Here is an 18,183-nt window from a genome sequence, read left to right on the forward strand (position 1 = left end):
AATTGATTGTTACAAAAAAGTAACATTTGATTCTGTGGGAGATAAAAAAGACCAGCATAAAATGCTGGTCAAAATAGAAAGATTGGAAGGAATTGTTTTCTTTCTTCACCGATAGCCATCGATATTGCTGATGGCTATTAGGCAATTGAAAGAGAGAAGCATGACTGCTTCGTTAAGCAGAAAGCATCAGTGAATCTGCTTTTGCTTCTAGGTTTGTGCCACCCATTAGGTAATCATCGATAGCACGGGCACATTCGCGGCCTTCATTGATACAACGAACCACCAAAGATTGGCCTGTTCGCATATCACCAGCAGCAAATACGCCTTCTTGGTTAGTAGCAAAATCTTGAGTTGCTACGTTACCGCGATCGTCTAGTGCGATATCCAGTTGAGCAAGTACGCCTGTTGGTTCAGGGTGTAGGAATCCCATCGCTAGAAATGCCATATCACATGGAATCACACGCTCGCTGCCTTCTACTTCTTTGAAGCTTGGACGCTCGCCTGGTTTCGCATCTTGCCAAACGATATCAGCTAAACGAAGACCGGTAACTTCACCTTTGTCATTGCCGATGAACTCTTTGGTTAGGATATTCCAGTGACGATCAACGCCTTCTTCATGAGACGTCGAAGTACGTAGGATCATCGGGTACTGTGGCCATGGCATATTGGCAGGACGTTTCTCTGGTGGAATCGGCATGATTTCAACCTGAGTGATGCTTGCTGCACCGTGGCGGTTTGATGTACCTACACAGTCAGAACCCGTATCACCACCACCGATAACGACAACGTGTTTACCCGCGGCGTGAAGTTCTTCACCCTTAAGATCCATGTCGTTGGCACGGCGGTTATTTTGACCTAGGAATTCCATCGCGAAGTGAACGCCTTTTAGTTCACGACCCGGAACGGGCAAATCACGTGGAACCGTTGAGCCACCGGTTAGTAGAACCACATCGAACTCTTGACGCAATTGTTGAGCATTTACATCAACACCGACGTGTTGGTTTACTTTAAACTCAATGCCAGCTTCTGCCATTAGATTGATCTTGCGATCAATGACTTCCATGCTCAGTTTAAAGTCTGGGATACCAAAACGTAGCAGACCGCCCACTTTCTCGTCTCGCTCGAATACCGTCACAGTATGACCAGCGCTGTTTAGCTGCTCTGCTGCCGCAAGGCCAGCAGGACCTGAACCAATGATCGCAACGGTTTTGCCAGTGCGAGAGCGTGGTGTTTTTGGTTTGGCGTACCCTTCACGATACGCCGTTTCTACGATGGTTTTCTCGATATTACAGATAGTGATTGGATCTTGGTTGATGCCAAGTACACAAGCACTTTCACACGGAGCAGGGCAAACACGACCAGTGAACTCTGGGAAGTTATTGGTTGAGCTTAGAATGTTCCAAGCTTCTTCCCAGCTATCACGATAAACCGCATCGTTAAACTCTGGGATGATGTTACCGATAGGGCAGCCGTTATGACAAAACGGCACACCACAATCCATACAACGAGAAGCCTGAGTATTGATCTTGTCACCAAACTCCTCGTTCAGAACGAACTCTTTGTTGTTCTTGATGCGTTCAGCTGGGTCGATCTTCTGTGGTAGTTCACGACCATGCTCTAAAAATCCAGTAGGCTTACCCATTATACGGCCTCCACTTGAGTTTCGTTTCCTTGAGACTGTGCTTCAGCTTTACGCTTTTGAAGAACCGCTTTGTAGTCACGCGGCATTACCTTAACCATAGAGGCTAGGCTTGCTTCAAAGTTGTCTAGGAAAGACTGAGCGACTTCACTTCCTGTGAATTGAACATGCTTAGTTAGCATGTCGAGTAATAGATCTCTGTCTTCTTGCTCGATTGGATCTAGGTCTACTAACTCTGGGTTCAGTTTTGACTCAAAGTCACCTGATTTATCCCATATGTAAGCCACGCCACCACTCATACCTGCGGCAAAGTTACGACCTGTTGACCCAAGGATGATGGCTGCACCGCCAGTCATGTATTCACAACCGTGGTCACCGACGCCTTCTACTACTACTTTCGCGCCTGAGTTACGAACACAGAAACGTTCACCAGCCATACCACGAATGAAAGACTCACCCGAAGTTGCACCGTAGAAGCACACGTTACCAACCACGATGTTGTCTTCCGCGACAATGCTTGATTTCGCATCTGGATAAAGTACTAAAGTACCGCCGGATAAGCCTTTACCCCAGTAGTCGTTCGCGTCGCCTTCCACTTCGAACTTCACGCCCTTAGCTAGGAATGCGCCGAATGACTGACCTGCAGAACCTTTGAACTTCACGTTCATTGGCTGAGGTAGACCTGCATCTTTGTACACTTTCGAGATTTCGTTCGACAACATGGTACCTGCAGAGCGGTCCGTGTTGACGATAGGGAACTCGGCATTCACCGCTTCGCCTTTCTCTAGTGCAGGAATCGCTGCTTGAATCAGCTTACGGTCTAGCACTTCTTCTAGGTTGTGGTTCTGTTGAGCTTGGTTGAATACACCATCAGCTTCACGTGGTTGCTCAACGTGGAGAACAGGAGACAGATCTAGGTTCTTGTATTTCCAGTGAGAAATGTCTTGGCGGATCTTCAGTTTCTGACCTTGACCGACCATTTCATCGATAGTGCGGAAGCCAAGCTCAGCCATGATTTCACGTAGACCTTGTGCCATGTATTGGAAGAAGGTAACGACGTCTTCTACGCGGCCATCAAAGCGCTCGCGAAGCGTCTTGTTCTGAGTCGCGATACCAACAGGACAAGTGTTCTTATGACACTTACGCATCATGATACAACCTTCAACCACTAATGCTGCGGTTGCTACGCCCCATTCTTCTGCACCAAGTAGTGTTGCCACTGCAAGGTCGCGAGGTGTCTTCATCTGACCATCTGCTTGAACCACGATACGGTTACGTAGACCGTTCTTCAGTAGCGTTTGGTGCGTTTCTGCCAAGCCAAGTTCCCAAGGAAGACCGGTATGGCGGATTGAAGACATTGGTGATGCACCTGTGCCGCCGTCGAAACCTGCGATTAGTACAACGTCCGCTTTCGCTTTCGCTACACCAGAAGCGATCGTACCTACGCCTGCTTCTGATACCAGCTTCACGTTTACACGGCCTGCGCGGTTCGCGTTCTTCAAGTCGTAGATAAGCTGAGCCAAATCTTCGATTGAGTAGATATCGTGGTGTGGTGGTGGAGAGATAAGGCCAACGCCCGGAGTCGAGTGACGCGTTGCACCGATCCAGTCATCTACTTTATCGCCTGGTAGCTGACCACCTTCACCTGGCTTCGCACCTTGAGCCATTTTGATTTGCAGCTCTTCAGCGTTAGTTAGGTAGTAAGAGGTTACGCCGAAACGACCTGAAGCCACCTGCTTGATTGCAGAGCGTTCCCAATCGCCGTTCTCTTTGCGCTCGAAACGCATTGGGTCTTCACCACCTTCACCAGAGTTCGATTTCGCGCCAAGACGGTTCATCGCAACAGCCAGTGTGGAGTGTGCTTCGTAAGAAATAGAACCGAATGACATAGCACCCGTCGCGAAGCGTTTCACGATGCTGTCAATTGGCTCGACTTCGTCGATAGAGATAGAACCGGCTGGATTCTTAATGAATTCTAGCTGGCTACGCAGAGTTACCGCGTTGTCACCTTGTTTATCTACGGCTGTCGCGTATTGCTTGAACTGATCGTAGTTCTTGTTGCGCGTAGACTCTTGCAGTAGAGAAATAGTCTCTGGGTTGAATAGGTGCTTTTCACCACGCTGTTTCCATTGGTAAACACCACCAACATCCAGCATTTGAATTGGGATTTCGCGTTGTGGGTAACCGATGCGGTGACGGATCAGCACTTCTTTGGCGATATCATCAAGGGTGAGACCTTGGATACGAGAAACCGTACCAGTGAAGTATTTGTCTACCACGGATTTGTGGATGCCCAAGGCTTCGAAGATTTGTGCGCCATGGTACGACTGTAGCGTCGAGATACCCATCTTCGAGAAGATCTTCAGAAGACCGCCATTAATCGCTTTACGGTAGTTGTTGAACAGATCGCGCGGGTTCGCTTCTGGATCCAACTTCTTCGTACGTTGAAGTTCAATGATGGTTTCAATCACTAGGTAAGGGTTAACCGCATTCGCACCGTAACCAAGTAGCGTTGCAAAGTGGTGCGTTTCACGCGCGTCACCAGTTTCAACCACGATGTCACACTTCGCACGTAGACCTTTACGGATCAAGTGGTGGTGCACTGCGCCAACAGCCAGCATTGCTGGGATCGCCGCGTGGTTTGAATTCACTGCGCGGTCAGTGAGTAGGATGATTGAATAACCATCGATAACCGCGTCTTCTGCGTATTGGCAGATACGTTTTAATGCACGCTCAAGTTTGCCTTGATCTTCACTAGCTTGGAATACGATATCCAACGTTTTCGCTTGTAGGTGCTCGTTATCGATCGCACGCAGTTTTTCAAGCTCAGAGTTGGCTAGAACAGGCGATTCCAATTCTACTTTCTGACAGTGAAGTGGTGTTTCAGTCAGAAGGTTTTGGTCTTTACCCAAGTAAGTGTTCAGCGACATAACCATACGCTCACGGATCGGGTCGATCGGTGGGTTAGTTACCTGTGCGAACAGCTGCTTGAAGTAGTTTGAAAGATGTTGAGACTGATGAGATAGAACCGCAAGAGGCCAGTCGGCACCCATTGCTGATAATGGCTCTTTCGCATCATTCGCCATTGGAACGATGATTTCGTTCACTTCTTCAGTGCTTACGCCAAACGCTTGTTGGCGGTGTAGAAGGTGTTCTGGCTTAGGTTGGCTGAACTGGTTGCTCGCATCTGGCAGCTTCTTCAAGCTCAGTAGGTTTTCTTCTACCCACTTCTCGTAAGGCTGTGCCGTTGCGATGGTGTCTTTCACTTCTTCATCAGAGATGATTCGACCTTGTTCTAGGTCTGCAACGAAGATACGACCCGGTTGTAGACGACCACGGAACTCTACGTTCTCTGGTTCAATATCCACAACACCAGATTCAGATGCCATCACTAGGAAGTTATCTTTGGTCACTGTGTAGCGAGAAGGGCGCAAACCGTTACGGTCTAGTGTCGCACCAACTTGAACACCATCAGTAAAACATACTGAAGCAGGACCATCCCATGGTTCCATGATGTTCGCGTGGTACTGATAGAACGCGCGACGTTTAGGATCCATGTTTTTGTTTTCTTGCCATGCTTCCGGGATCATCATCATCAATGCGTGTGGCAGGCTGCGACCAGAAAGAACTAGGAGCTCAAGTGCCATATCGAAGTTAGATGAATCCGAGCTGCCTTCCTGACAGATTGGAAGAAGCATGTCGATTTCAGCCTGAGTAAACAGGTCTGATTCTAGGATTGCTTCACGGGCTTTCATCCAGTTCAAGTTACCGCGAACTGTATTGATTTCACCGTTGTGGGCAATGTAACGGAAAGGCTGTGCAAGACGCCATTTCGGGAAGGTATTGGTAGAGAAACGAGAGTGTACCAGCGCCAGTGCAGTCACCATGGTCGGGTTTTGTAGATCAAGGAAGTACTGAGGTACTTGCTCGGTCGTTAACTGACCTTTGTATACCAATGTCTTGTAAGACATGGAGTTAATGTAGAAGTCGTCACCAATGTTCGAAACGCTTTCTAGGCAAACACGTACAGTATAGTTACGAAGTACGTACAGTTTGCGCTCTAGCTCTTCAGGCGTGATGCCAGGGCCGCCGGAGATAAACACGTGCTCAAATTGAGGCTCTGTGCTTAGAGGGTCGGCACCAATCATGGAGTTGTCGGTTGGTAATACGCGGTAGCCGATAACTTCAAGGTCTAGACGCTGTGCGTTGCGTTCTAGAATGTCACGGCATTGTTCGCGTTTGTATTCGTCTTTCGGGAAAAGAACGACACCAACACCATACTTTTCAAACGAAGGCAGTTTAATGCCTAGCTTAACGGCTTCTTCTAATAGGAATTCATGAGGTTTTTGTAGCAAGATACCCGCACCGTCACCGCTGCATGGGTCACAACCTTGACCACCACGGTGTTCCATGCGAGCCAGCATATCCAATGCTTGAGTCACTACTTCATGAGATTTACGGTTTTTAAGGTGAGCAACAAAACCGATACCACAAGCGTCATGCTCCAGTTCCGGAGTGTACAGACCCTGTGGATTTTGCTCTCTATCTACCATAGATACATCCTTCCAGTTCAATGTCGACGCAAAAGTACCGGGCAGCAAATACTACCTAGACTATTGATTACGTCTTGTCCTTTATATTTATTATCGCCACCGATCTAGGTTGACCGGTCTTGATTCCTTTCCGTATCTCGCAGGAAAAGTTTTGCGAGAAAAACAATCCTTGGTGGTATCCCTTTATTTATTATCACTATCTAGTGATTTATATAGGTAGGAGTGGGATAACACCGACAAATCCCGCAGTGTGCTTTGTAATAAAAGTCACAAAAATAACGGGGTTGTGTAAGTATCCTACAATTTTGTCACTTCAGAATGCAATGAAAAAGTCGGCGTTGTGACCCAATTTTTTCGTTTAATTATGCATTTTTAGTTTAACATTTACGCAACATGAACGATTTTTGTCTTTAATTATGCAAGTTTATTGATTTTGACCTGCATGATGGGTGTTTGAATTGATTAATATTGTGTGTTTTTTCTTGCAGGGATGTAATTTATTTACATAGATCGTAGTGAGATTGATTACGATTTATTGTTGGTGAGAATTTATGCAGTTACATGAGTTGGTCAATACAATCGGCCAAGATCTTCAGCGTCGATACGGTGAAAAGGTTCATAAGTTAACATTGCACGGTGGATTTAGTTGCCCTAACCGCGATGGCACGATTGGGCGGGGAGGATGTACATTTTGCAATGTGGCTTCGTTTGCAGATGAAGAAGTCCAGATAAAAAGCATTCACGAACAGTTAAAAGATCGCGCAGGTGAAATTCACAGAGCGAAGAAGTATCTCGCTTATTTTCAGGCCTACACCAGTACCTATGCAGAAGTACAAGTTCTCAAAAACATGTATGAGGAAGCACTAAAGGCTGCAGACATGGTTGGTCTTTGTGTGGGGACGCGTCCTGATTGCGTCCCTGATGCGGTATTGGATTTACTGTCGGGCTATGTACAGCAAGGTTATGAAATTTGGCTAGAACTAGGTCTTCAAACCGCCAACAACGACACCCTCAAACGTATCAATCGTGGTCATGACTTTGAGTGTTATGCCGAAATCACTAAGCGTGCTCGAACACTCGGAATCAAGGTTTGTACTCACTTAATTGTGGGTTTACCCAAAGAAACCCGCGCCGAAAATATTGAAACGCTGCAAAAAGTGTTGGCCGTGGGAACGGATGGCATCAAGTTACATGGCTTGCATATTGTCGAAGGTAGCACCATGGCGAAAGCTTGGCGTGCTGGAAAGCTAGAAGCCCCTGAATTAGAAGAATATGTTGCGATCGCCAGTGAAATGATTCGTATGACACCACCAGATGTGATTTATCATCGCGTTTCATCAGCAGCCAGGAGGCCCACGTTATTATCGCCTCTGTGGTGTGAAAACCGTTGGCTAGCGATGACGGAAATTGGTCGAGATCTCAGTGCTCATGGTGCTCAAGGGAGCCTTACGGGGAATGCCTTTATCTATACTAAACCGGAATTAATAGCAGATCGCTCAATAAATAACTGATATATTTTAACCAGTGTTCTTTGAAGGTTTAAACGATGGATCAGTTACTCAATTGGCTTTGGGGTGGTCAAGGCGGTTATGGCTATGTCGTCTTGTTGTTAATCGCAGGCGTGTGCGCGTTAGCACTGATCTATTTGCACTTTCAGACATCACTTAAGCAACTAGTAACGGATTCTCCCTATCCAGTCATAGTGGTGGACACTAGCCATGCTCAGCTCTTGCTATCTAACCAGGCTGCGATGCAGTTGTTAGGCATTCGCTCTTTGGGAACGGGGTATTTGTATCCTGCTTTATTCGATATTCATGAGCTTGAGCAGTTTCTCGATCGCTTCTCTAGTCGTCATTTTCGTCAGCAGGCTTTTGACTGGCGACTATCTGATAGTGAATCTATTAAAGTGGAGCTGTCAGGCAGAAAGAGTTTATTGCGCAATCATCGAGTTTGGATTCTTTATGCTCAGCCATATCAAGCCACTCACCAAGAGCAGCAACAAGAACTTGCCCAATTAATCATCGCACGTTCGGCATTAGACTCACTTTCAGAGCTGATTTGTACCCAAGACCGCCAAGGCAATCTATTAACGACCAATCGAGCATTTGATCAATTCTGGCAAGGGCGAAGGGAAGAAGCTTGCGCATCCAAGGCCTTGGGTGAGATGACCAGAAAAAGCGAACGTAAATGGACAACGGATCCACAAGGTCGAAGTTGCTTATTGGAAGTCAATCAAAACTCTCTTGTTTCGCCGAGTGGTGAGCTTATCGGTACGCTGTCTATTAGTCATGACGTGACTGAATGGCACAAGATGCAACAGAATCTGCGAGATGAAATGGAGCGTCGCAAAGATACAGAGGTGGCGCTAGCGCAAAGAGATACTATCTTACAAACGATTCTGGATGCCAGTCCGGACTCTATTGGTATTTTCAATGAGAACATGGTCTATCAAGCGTGTAATCAGCCTTTTGTTAAGGCGTTAGGCATTTCAAAAATTTCTGATTTGATAGGTAAGCGCCTCCAAGACGTGATTCCTAAAGAGATGTACGCGCGCTTAGCAGACAGTGACTTAGAAGCATTACGCCAGTTAGAGCCAGTTCGATACATAGATAAAGTCGTGAGTAGTGATGGTAAAAGTACGTGGTTTGATGTGGTGAAATCGCCTTTTAAAGATAAAGCATCAGGAACGAATGGTGTGCTGATCATGGCGCGTGATATTTCTGAGCGTTATCTTGCAGAACAAAAGTTGGAAAAAGCCAACCTAGAGTTAGAAAAATTGAGCTTTATGGATAGCTTAACTCAAGTATCGAACCGACGCCGTTTCGACGAACAACTGCAGGTATTGTGGTACCACCACGCTCGAGAAAAGCTGCCGCTCACCATCATGTTATGTGACATCGACTTTTTCAAAGATTACAACGACTGTTACGGTCACCAACAAGGTGATGAAGCGTTAGTCAGTGTCGCTACCGTGTTTACACAAGTCATCAATCGTTCTTCGGATTGTGTTGCGCGTTATGGTGGCGAGGAGTTTGGTTTTATCTTGCCGAATACCACCACGGAAGGTGCGCGCAACGTAGCACAGCGTATTCATGAGAAAATTCTACAGCTTGATATGGAACACGACAGTTCAGAAGCATCTGAACGCCTTACCGTCAGTATCGGTCTGGTCTCTTACATTCCTCAGCATGGTGATGAACCCGAAATGGGCATCGCTATGGCTGACAGTGCGTTATACCAAGCTAAAGCTGATGGACGTAATCGCACCTGTATTCACCCCAGTTCTTGCTAACGCTTTGTGACCGCTTGCTCTAAGTTGATAGCTGATTGTTTAAATCACCGTATTAAACACGTTAAACTTACAGAAGCCTGTGCGCTCGTTGGTTTATCTTTCTATCTCGTGTCACAAGCGCAGATCGCACCGTGTGTTTTTCACTAATCAAACAGACCTAAATTGCGTTAGGTCGAGTGCATTTACCTGTTTTTCATCATCGAATGGCGCTATCTAGCCACCACCATGGAGTAGTTAATGAAACCCATGAAAAACCTCGCCCAGTATTATGTCGACTTGCTAGTCAAACTGGGGATTGTTCGCTTCTCTATTTTGCTAGCCCTTGCGCTGGTGGCATTAGCTGTTGTGGTGCAGGTAGGGATTACTTTAGCTCTTAAAGGGCGAGTAGATGATATCGACATTGTCCGTTCGGTGTTTTTTGGTCTATTGATCACCCCTTGGGCGGTTTACTTCCTCTCTGTGGTTGTCGATCAACTAGAAGAGTCTCGCCAGCGTTTAACTAAGCTGGTGTCCAAACTGAAGGACATGCGTTCGCGAGATCAAGAGTTGAATTACCAACTTCAACAAAACATTGAAAAGCTTAACCAAGAAATTGAAGAGCGTATTAAAGCGGAAGAAGCACGTGAAGAGGCGATGCAAGACCTCGAAAACGAGGTGTTCCAACGCGAACGTACTCAATTAGAGTTGGCAGAACGTACCGCATTACTGCGTTCATTTATTGATGCCTCACCAGACTTAATTTACTACCGCAATGCGGATGGTGTTTTCTCTGGCTGTAACCGCGCGATGGAAGAGCTAACGGGCAAGAAAGAGCACCAGTTAGTCGGATTAAGCCCTTGGGATGTGTATAGCAAAGAAATCGCCGAGCATATCGTTGATACTGACCAAAAGGTTTTTGCCGATAATCAAGCGATTACTTACGAGCAATGGCTCGAATACCCAGATGGTCGCAAGCATTACTTTGAGCTGCGTAAAGTGCCATTTTACAGCAAAGATGGCCGCCACCTTGGTCTCGTTGGGTTCGGTCGTGATATCACTGAACGTAAGCGCCATGAAGAGTCGTTAGAGAAAGCAAGCCGCGACAAAACTACCTTCATCTCAACCATCAGTCATGAGCTGCGAACGCCGCTGAATGGCATTGTAGGCTTAAGTCGTATGCTTCTAGATAGTCCGTTGACAGAAGAGCAGCGTAAACACATGCAGACCATCAATGTGAGTGCGATTACGCTAGGTAACATCTTCAACGATATTATCGATATGGATAAATTTGATCGCCGTAAGTTAGAACTATTACCTGCGCCACTTAACTTCGAAGACTTCGTCGCAGAGATTGAGAGTATCTCTGCTCTGATGGCGGAACAAAAAGGGTTACGCTTTGACTTAGAACGTTTAAGCGACTTGCCAAAAGCAATTGAAGTGGATGCAACCCGTCTACGTCAGGTGATTTGGAACTTGGTCAGCAACGCAATGAAGTTCACCAAAGAAGGTGGCGTTGTGATGACAGTGAGCGCGGATGTCGAAGACGATTTTGCGACCATTATTATGGAAGTGGAAGACACTGGTATTGGTATCCCAGACGAAGAGCTAGATAAGATCTTTGCGATGTACTACCAAGTGAAATCAGGCAAGGACAACCTGCATGCGGTCGGTACAGGTATTGGTTTGGCGGTATCTAAGCAACTGATCAATATGATGGATGGTGACATTACGGTTACCAGTGAGGAAGGCTTTGGTAGCACTTTTACTGTATCGATCCACGTTCCGATTGTTGAACTAGCTGAGCCAGTCATTGATGCGAAACGCGACAATGTGCGCCTCAACATATTTATGGTCGAAGACATCGAGCTTAACGTAACTGTGGCTAAATCGTTACTAGAGAGCCTAGGGCACTCTGTCACCGTGGCAATGACGGGCCAAGAAGCGTTAGTGAACTTTGTGCCAGAAAAATACGACTTAGCGTTGTTGGATATCCAACTGCCTGATATGACGGGCTTTGATGTCGCCAATTATTACCGCAAGCATTATAACAATCTTCCTCCATTGGTCGCCTTAACTGCTAATGTAATGAAAGATCGTCGTGAATACTTAGATAACGGCATGGATGATGCGATCAGTAAGCCGCTGGCAGTGAATGCTATTCAGTCAGTGATTGATAAATTCTTCGCTCACCAGTTAGAACAACCTAAGGAAGTGGTGAGCGGTCCCGAAACAGTGGAAGAGCCAGTGCCTTCTCCTGTGATTGAGACACATTTGCTCGATATGGATATGTTAGAGTCTTACGTCGACATTGTTGGTGCAAAACCTGTCTACGACAGCATAAAAATGTTTGAAGATATGATGCCAGACTATATCGATGTCTTAGATTCGAACATGACAGCGAAAGATCAAGATGGGATTGTTTCTGAAGCGCATAAAATCAAAGGTGCTGCAGGTTCAATTGGCCTGAAACGTATCCAAAGTGTGGCGCAAAAAGCGCAATCGCCCGATATGCCAGCATGGTGGGAAAACATTTCAGACTGGGTTGAAGAGATCAAAAATGAATACCAAAACGATATTCAAGTCCTCAAAAGTTGGTTGGAACAAAGGAAATAACATGAAAAGAATCGCACCATTGGCATTAGCCATGGCATTGATGGCAGGCTGTAGTTCCGTTCCAAATGTGAATTGGCAACAAAACAGTCAGATTACGATTAATGAGGTTAATGTTGAGCTCAAAAGTAATTTATGGGTGAACCTCATGCCGAATATTGGGGACGTGGAAGAGCAAAGTATTCAAGGTGCACTTTACCTCGAAGGAGATCAGTTACTTCCTGCAAATCTAACGGCAGAAGCTCTTATTATTAAACAGGGGCAAAAAGAGTGGTTGGTGGACAGTGCGTCTTTAGATACTCGAACGCACAGTGAAAGCCGATGGGAGGTGGCGTTCTCGTCTCACATTGATGTGAACACAGAAAAATCGGTTGATATCGCAGTGCTTCTAGACGATGCGGGTAAACAGCGTTGGTTAGTCGAAAAGTACGTGAAGATTAACAAGGTTTATTAACCGCAATGATGTTGCATTAGTCGTTAGACCTAAAACAAAAAGGGCTTGCTCAATGAGCAAGCCCTTTGCATATTAGCGGTTAAATCTAGTCTTCTAGATCGCCACAGAAGCGGTAACCTTCGCCGTGGATAGTGGCGATGATTTCTGGCGTACCTGAAACAGACTCAAAGTGCTTACGGATACGACGAATCGTTACGTCTACAGTACGGTCGTGTGGCTTAAGTTCACGACCAGTCATCTTCTTAAGAAGATCTGCACGAGTTTGAATCTTACCCGGGTTCTCACAGAAGTGCAGTAATGCGCGGAACTCAGAGCGAGGTAGCTTGTAGCTATCACCAGCAGGGCTTACTAGAGAGCGGCTGTTGATGTCTAGTACCCAACCGTTGAATTCATACTTTTCTACCGAGCGCTTCTCTTCTTGCACCGCGTTAGAGCTCATTGAGCGACTAAGTAGGTTACGTGCACGAATAGTTAGTTCACGTGGGTTGAATGGTTTAGTGATGTAGTCATCTGCACCAATCTCAAGACCTAGGATCTTGTCTACTTCATTGTCACGGCCTGTCAGGAACATTAAAGCAATGTTCGCTTGCTCGCGTAATTCACGCGCTAGTAGAAGGCCATTCTTGCCTGGAAGATTAATGTCCATAATAACCAAGTTGACTGAGTTATCAGACAACACTTGGTGCATCTCTTCACCGTCACTGGCTTCAAAAACAGCGTATCCCTCTGCTTCAAAAATACTCTTAAGAGTGTTACGAGTTACTTGCTCATCTTCAACGATAAGAATCTGCGGGGTTTGCATTGGCGGTACCTAAATTTGTGACAAAATTGTGCTAATAGAATAAATTCTAGGCAAAAATATAACATACAGGTAATGTGATTTTGATAATAAATCAAGTTGATCAAAAAAACACTTCTTTCAGTTATCCGCCCTCCATGGAATTTTGCCAACTCACCAGTATCCAATGGCGACGTTTATTCTAAAGGGCTTGTTTACCTTTCATTTCCTGCTTTCAGTGGGGCCTGAAACGTAAACACCCTAAGATATTGAGCGGATTTTATATTGTTAACAGCATGCTAACAATGCTCAAATGTTAATTCCATTCAGTTTGTTGATTTATATCAATTGATGAAATGTAACTGTTATTAATCGTTTAAGACTTATGATAGAAAAAAGTAATACGAACATAGACGCATCGTTATGGAATGCTTATTCAGAATCTTTTTTCAGATTCGAAGCCGAGTGGCGTGTTTCAAACTATGCTGTGATAACCGCTTGGAACCCATACAGTAACTTGAGGTCCAAAGAAGATAACAGCATAAACAATCACGCGTTAGAAAAACAGCTACAGCACGTTAATTACGCGCCTGTCACGGTAGGTGATAGCGCTTTTACATGGTATGAGGAAAGCTTTGCTGTCGAGTTGTCGCCAGAGGTAGCCGTTGAATTGGCGAATGACTTTCAACAAAACGCGATTTATTACGTCATTAATGACCAGCTTTATCTAATTGCGTGCTCGCAGCCGAAAGTTTTGCATATGTTAGGCTCCATTAAGCCTCGGCTCGTATAAAAGGTATAGAAAAGGATACTGCTCACTGAAGCAACGCTTGGGTGAGAAAATTCACGGAGGAAATATGAGAGACATTACACCCGATATTTGTGACCAATTTGAAGACCAAGTGAGCTTGCTTACTTTACCATTGCAGAACTTTGGTCAACGTAGCGCTTTTTACGGTGAAATCGTTACGGTGCGCTGCTATCACGATAACTCGAAAGTGCGTGAAGTACTGGGCGAAGATGGAACGGGTAAAGTATTGATTGTTGACGGGCATGGATCGTGTCAGAGAGCATTACTCGGCGATCAATTAGCGATACTCGGAATAGAAAATGGGTGGGAAGGCATCATTGTCTATGGTGCAATACGCGACGTAGCACAAATATCTCAAAAGGACATTGGCGTTCAAGCTCTTGGCACCAACCCGTTTAAAACAGAGAAGCGTGGGATAGGAGAGGTAAACGTAACCTTAACGATGCAAAACCAAATCGTTCAACCTAAGCACTACGTTTACGCGGACTGGAACGGTGTATTGATTTCTAAGCAAAAGCTGGACTTCTAAAAACGAAAGCCTAGACCAACTTCAAAGCCTTGTTGCCAATCTTGGTAATCAAGAGTCGCGTGAAGATCCAGTTTATCGGTAATTTTTACGCGACTTGAGACTTCAGCCGCGAGGCTACTGTCGTCTTGGCGAATACCTTCCGCTGTTTCGTTCTTGTAAGAGCGAACTGTACTTTTCAGCGTGACACGATCATTAAAGTGATAGCTGATCCCACTCAAAAAACCACTTTGATTTTGGGTAGGAGAGTTATTGACTCGTGCACCGACATAAACGTCTACCGAATCAAAAAGTTCGTAAGCGTAACCCGTATCGATATTCCAAACATCAAAACTGTCAGACTGATAACTGTCGCTGGAAATGAACAGTTTATGAGGAGAAGGGGATGTTTTACCTGGAAGCGGCGGAAGCTCGTTGGCTAGACAAACACCAGGCACAAAAAACAGCAACAGAAAAAGCCCTCTTTTCATGTTCACCACTCCTTGTGTCAACTTTTTTATTAGTATGCGCCCAAAGCTTCTCACTATTAAAGCATAGAATATGAAAGCTAGCTCACCTATTTTCTAAATAATTCGATCCTATGAACATAAGTCACAGTTAAGTTGTTGTTATGTGTCACAACCCTCTCGAATTATTTGATCGTACGTTTTATGGCAAAGATCAGACTAGTTATTAGATAAAAAAACCGAACTGGTGATGATGGTTAAGTCCTTTACAAAAACTAACTGTAGATTTTCAAATGATCAATAATGTGTAATTAACTATAAATATCAATGACATTGATTAGCAGAAATCTCTGAAAGATGGAAAAACAAACAATTTTTTGTTGACTATGTATCAGAAACTCGGTAAACGTAGAGTTAAGCAAACACAATTAACGTTGAATATTTATTTATGCCATCTAACAGCCTAGTAGTAATGACCACGACCATTATTATTACCGACACGACACATGTTGGGGCAGGCTGCTGAGCGAAAGAAATTCACAAAAAAGGCCTGTATCCAACAAGATACAGGCCTTTTTTTATGCTTTTTTTATCCAGAATTTAGACAAATTTAAGAAGATATACCGGAGGAAGGGATGCGAGTATTGAAGTTTGGCGGATCATCACTAGCTGATGCAGATCGCTTTTTGAGAGCGGCAGACATTATTGCCAATAACGCTCAACAAGAAGAAGTAGCGGTTGTTCTTTCCGCTCCTGGTAAAACAACAAACAAATTGGTTGCGGTCATTGAAGGCGCATTGCGCAATGGTGAAGCAGAACTACAAATCAAAGAGTTGGAGGAGTCGTTTAAAACGCTCTTCACTCAAATCCAAGCAGTACTACCCAATATCGATGGTTCAGCTTTCGATAACCAAGTGAAAACTTCTCTCTCTCAATTACGCCAATTCGTTCATGGCATCAATCTTCTTGGCATGTGCCCAAACAATGTTAATGCACGTATTATTAGCAAAGGCGAACGCGTTTCGATTCAATTGATGAAAGCGGTGTTAGAAGCCAAAGGCCAGCCAGCACATCTTATCGACCCAGTTGAATACCTATACGCAAAAGGTGATCACCTTGAAGCCATGGTTGATGTAGATGTTTCAACGCAAAACTTCCGCCAAAACCCTCTTCCTCTGGGCCATGTGAATATCATGCCTGGCTTTACCGCAGGTAACGAGAAAGGTGAATTGGTAACACTTGGTCGCAATGGCTCTGATTATTCGGCGGCGGTTCTTGCGGCGTGTCTGCGCGCAGATTGTTGTGAGATCTGGACTGACGTAGACGGTGTATACAACTGCGACCCTCGTTTAGTGGAAGATGCTCGCTTACTTAAATCTCTTAGCTACCAAGAAGCAATGGAGCTTTCTTACTTCGGTGCTTCCGTTTTGCATCCGAAGACCATTGCTCCTATCGCGCAGTTCCACATCCCATGTCTGATCAAAAACAGCTTTAACCCACAAGGTGCAGGTACCCTGATTGGGCAAGACACTGGTGAAGACAACCTGGCGATCAAAGGTATCACGACGCTAAACGACCTAACTATGGTTAACGTCTCCGGCCCAGGTATGAAGGGTATGGTTGGCATGGCAAGCCGCGTGTTTGGCGCAATGTCTTCCGCTGGTGTGTCTATTGTTCTTATTACTCAGTCTTCTTCTGAGTACAGCATTAGCTTCTGTATTGAGGCAGAAGATAAAGCAAAAGCGCAACAAGTACTGGCCGATGCGTTTGAGTTGGAACTGAAAGATAGCTTATTAGAGCCGGTCGAGTTTATTGATAATGTTTCAATCATAACGTTGGTTGGTGACGGCATGCGTACATCGCGCGGTGTTGCATCTCGCTTCTTCTCATCTCTTGCTGAAGTGAACGTAAACATTGTAGCCATCGCACAGGGCTCATCTGAGCGTGCTATCTCAGCCGTGATTCCTGAAGATAAAATCTCTGAAGCGATCAAAGCGTGTCACGAAAACCTATTCAACTCTAAGCACTTCTTAGACGTATTCGTGGTTGGTATTGGTGGCGTTGGTGGTGAGCTGGTGGATCAGATCGAGCGTCAACAGGCGAAGCTTGCGGAAAAAGGCATCGTTATTCGCGTGTGTGGCTTGGCAAACAGCAAAGGTCTTCTGCTTGATAGTGAAGGTCTGCCACTCGATCATTGGCGTGATCGTATGTCGGCAGCGACAGAAGAGTTCAGCCTAGCGCGTTTGATTTCTTTGGTTCAACGTAACCACATCATCAACCCAGTATTGGTTGACTGTACATCAAGTGAAGATATTGCGAATCAATACGCTGATTTCCTAGCTGCTGGTTTCCATGTCGTTACACCAAATAAAAAAGCAAATACAGCAAGCATGGCTTACTACCATCAGCTTCGCGATGTTGCGCGCAGCTCTCGTCGCAAGCTGATGTACGAAACAACTGTGGGGGCGGGTCTACCGGTAATCGAAAACCTGCAAAACCTAATCTCAGCGGGTGATGAGCTAGAGCGCTTCAGCGGTATTCTTTCTGGCTCTCTGTCATACATCTTCGGTAAGTTAGATGAAGGTATGAGCCTAAGTGAAGCAACTAATATCGCAAAAGAAAATGGTTTTACTGAACCGGATCCTCGTGATGACCTTTCTGGTATGGATGTTGCGCGTAAGCTTCTGATCCTGGCTCGTGAAGCAGGCATGTCTCTAGAACTAGAAGACGTTGTGGTTGATCAAGCACTGCCACCAGGTTTTGATGATTCTGGTAGCGTTGATGAATTTATGGCGCGTTTACCTGAAGCAGACGCTTACTTTAAAGAATTATCTGCAAAGGCAGCAGAAGAAGGCAAAGTACTGCGCTACGTTGGTGAGATTAATGAGGGCAAGTGCACAGTAAGCATCGCAGCGGTGGATGAAAACGATCCAATGTATAAAATCAAGGACGGTGAAAACGCACTGGCATTTTACAGCCGTTACTATCAGCCAATCCCACTAGTGTTACGTGGCTATGGTGCAGGCACCGAAGTAACGGCTGCGGGTGTATTTTCTGACGTGATGCGTACTTTAGGTTGGAAACTAGGGGTATAA

General features: G+C 45.4%; 12 protein-coding genes and 1 other annotated feature. Of the genes, 8 read left to right on the forward strand and 4 right to left on the reverse strand.

The window, feature by feature from the left end; all coding sequences use genetic code 11:
• Positions 1-172: 172 nt before the first annotated feature.
• Positions 173-1,642 carry a glutamate synthase subunit beta gene (locus R7044_RS08470; protein WP_104975856.1) on the reverse strand — a complete coding sequence of 490 codons (1,470 nt, stop codon included), beginning with the start codon at positions 1,640-1,642 and terminating at the stop codon, positions 173-175.
• Positions 1,642-6,192 (reverse strand): glutamate synthase large subunit, encoded by a 4,551-nt coding sequence (gltB, locus tag R7044_RS08475; RefSeq protein WP_205390715.1) that lies wholly within the window; start codon positions 6,190-6,192, stop codon positions 1,642-1,644. The genes R7044_RS08470 and gltB overlap by 1 nt, the downstream gene beginning before the upstream one ends.
• Before the next feature lie 551 nt (positions 6,193-6,743).
• Between gltB and R7044_RS08480 the strand changes: the two genes are divergently transcribed.
• From R7044_RS08480 to R7044_RS08495, 4 genes are all read left to right on the forward strand, one after another.
• A complete protein-coding gene (locus R7044_RS08480) occupies positions 6,744-7,703 on the forward strand; it encodes a TIGR01212 family radical SAM protein (RefSeq protein ID WP_005381829.1) in 960 nt (319 codons plus the stop codon).
• Positions 7,704-7,738: 35 nt separating this feature from the next.
• Positions 7,739-9,484: a GGDEF domain-containing protein gene (locus R7044_RS08485; RefSeq protein ID WP_005381828.1), complete on the forward strand. Its 1,746-nt coding sequence runs from the start codon at positions 7,739-7,741 to the stop codon at positions 9,482-9,484.
• A gap of 237 nt (positions 9,485-9,721) precedes the next feature.
• Positions 9,722-12,076 carry an aerobic respiration two-component sensor histidine kinase ArcB gene (gene arcB, locus R7044_RS08490; protein WP_005381826.1) on the forward strand — a complete coding sequence of 785 codons (2,355 nt, stop codon included), beginning with the start codon at positions 9,722-9,724 and terminating at the stop codon, positions 12,074-12,076.
• 1 nt (position 12,077) lies between these two features.
• Positions 12,078-12,527 carry a hypothetical protein gene (locus R7044_RS08495; protein ID WP_005381825.1) on the forward strand — a complete coding sequence of 150 codons (450 nt, stop codon included), beginning with the start codon at positions 12,078-12,080 and terminating at the stop codon, positions 12,525-12,527.
• An 85-nt stretch (positions 12,528-12,612) separates the two neighbouring features.
• On the opposite strand, the gene arcA is transcribed toward R7044_RS08495, so the two are convergent.
• Positions 12,613-13,329: a two-component system response regulator ArcA gene (gene arcA / locus R7044_RS08500; protein WP_005381824.1), complete on the reverse strand. Its 717-nt coding sequence runs from the start codon at positions 13,327-13,329 to the stop codon at positions 12,613-12,615.
• Positions 13,330-13,690: 361 nt separating this feature from the next.
• On the opposite strand from arcA, the gene R7044_RS08505 reads away from it, so the two are divergent.
• Entirely contained in the window at positions 13,691-14,098 is a 408-nt protein-coding gene (locus R7044_RS08505; protein WP_065274186.1) for a DUF3293 domain-containing protein, read from the forward strand.
• A 64-nt stretch (positions 14,099-14,162) separates the two neighbouring features.
• Positions 14,163-14,645, forward strand: a complete 483-nt coding sequence (locus R7044_RS08510) for a putative 4-hydroxy-4-methyl-2-oxoglutarate aldolase (RefSeq protein ID WP_225455470.1) — start codon at positions 14,163-14,165, stop codon at positions 14,643-14,645.
• Here R7044_RS08510 and R7044_RS08515 read toward each other — a convergent pair.
• Positions 14,642-15,112, reverse strand: coding sequence for a ribonuclease regulator (locus R7044_RS08515; protein ID WP_167415017.1), 471 nt, complete (start codon positions 15,110-15,112; stop codon positions 14,642-14,644). The two genes, R7044_RS08510 and R7044_RS08515, sit on opposite strands and share 4 nt — an antisense overlap.
• 424 nt (positions 15,113-15,536) lie before the next feature.
• Between R7044_RS08515 and thrL the strand changes: the two genes are divergently transcribed.
• Both thrL and thrA read left to right on the forward strand, forming a co-directional pair.
• The gene (gene thrL / locus R7044_RS08520) at positions 15,537-15,614 is read left to right on the forward strand and encodes a thr operon leader peptide (RefSeq protein ID WP_074192076.1); all 78 of its coding nucleotides are present in this window, start codon (positions 15,537-15,539) and stop codon (positions 15,612-15,614) included.
• Positions 15,550-15,669 (forward strand) — a sequence feature (Thr leader region). It overlaps the preceding gene by 65 nt.
• A gap of 54 nt (positions 15,670-15,723) precedes the next feature.
• Positions 15,724-18,183, forward strand: coding sequence for a bifunctional aspartate kinase/homoserine dehydrogenase I (thrA, locus tag R7044_RS08525; RefSeq protein WP_065274188.1), 2,460 nt, complete (start codon positions 15,724-15,726; stop codon positions 18,181-18,183).

The sequence above is a fragment of the Vibrio sp. 1402 genome (genome assembly GCF_033340275.1).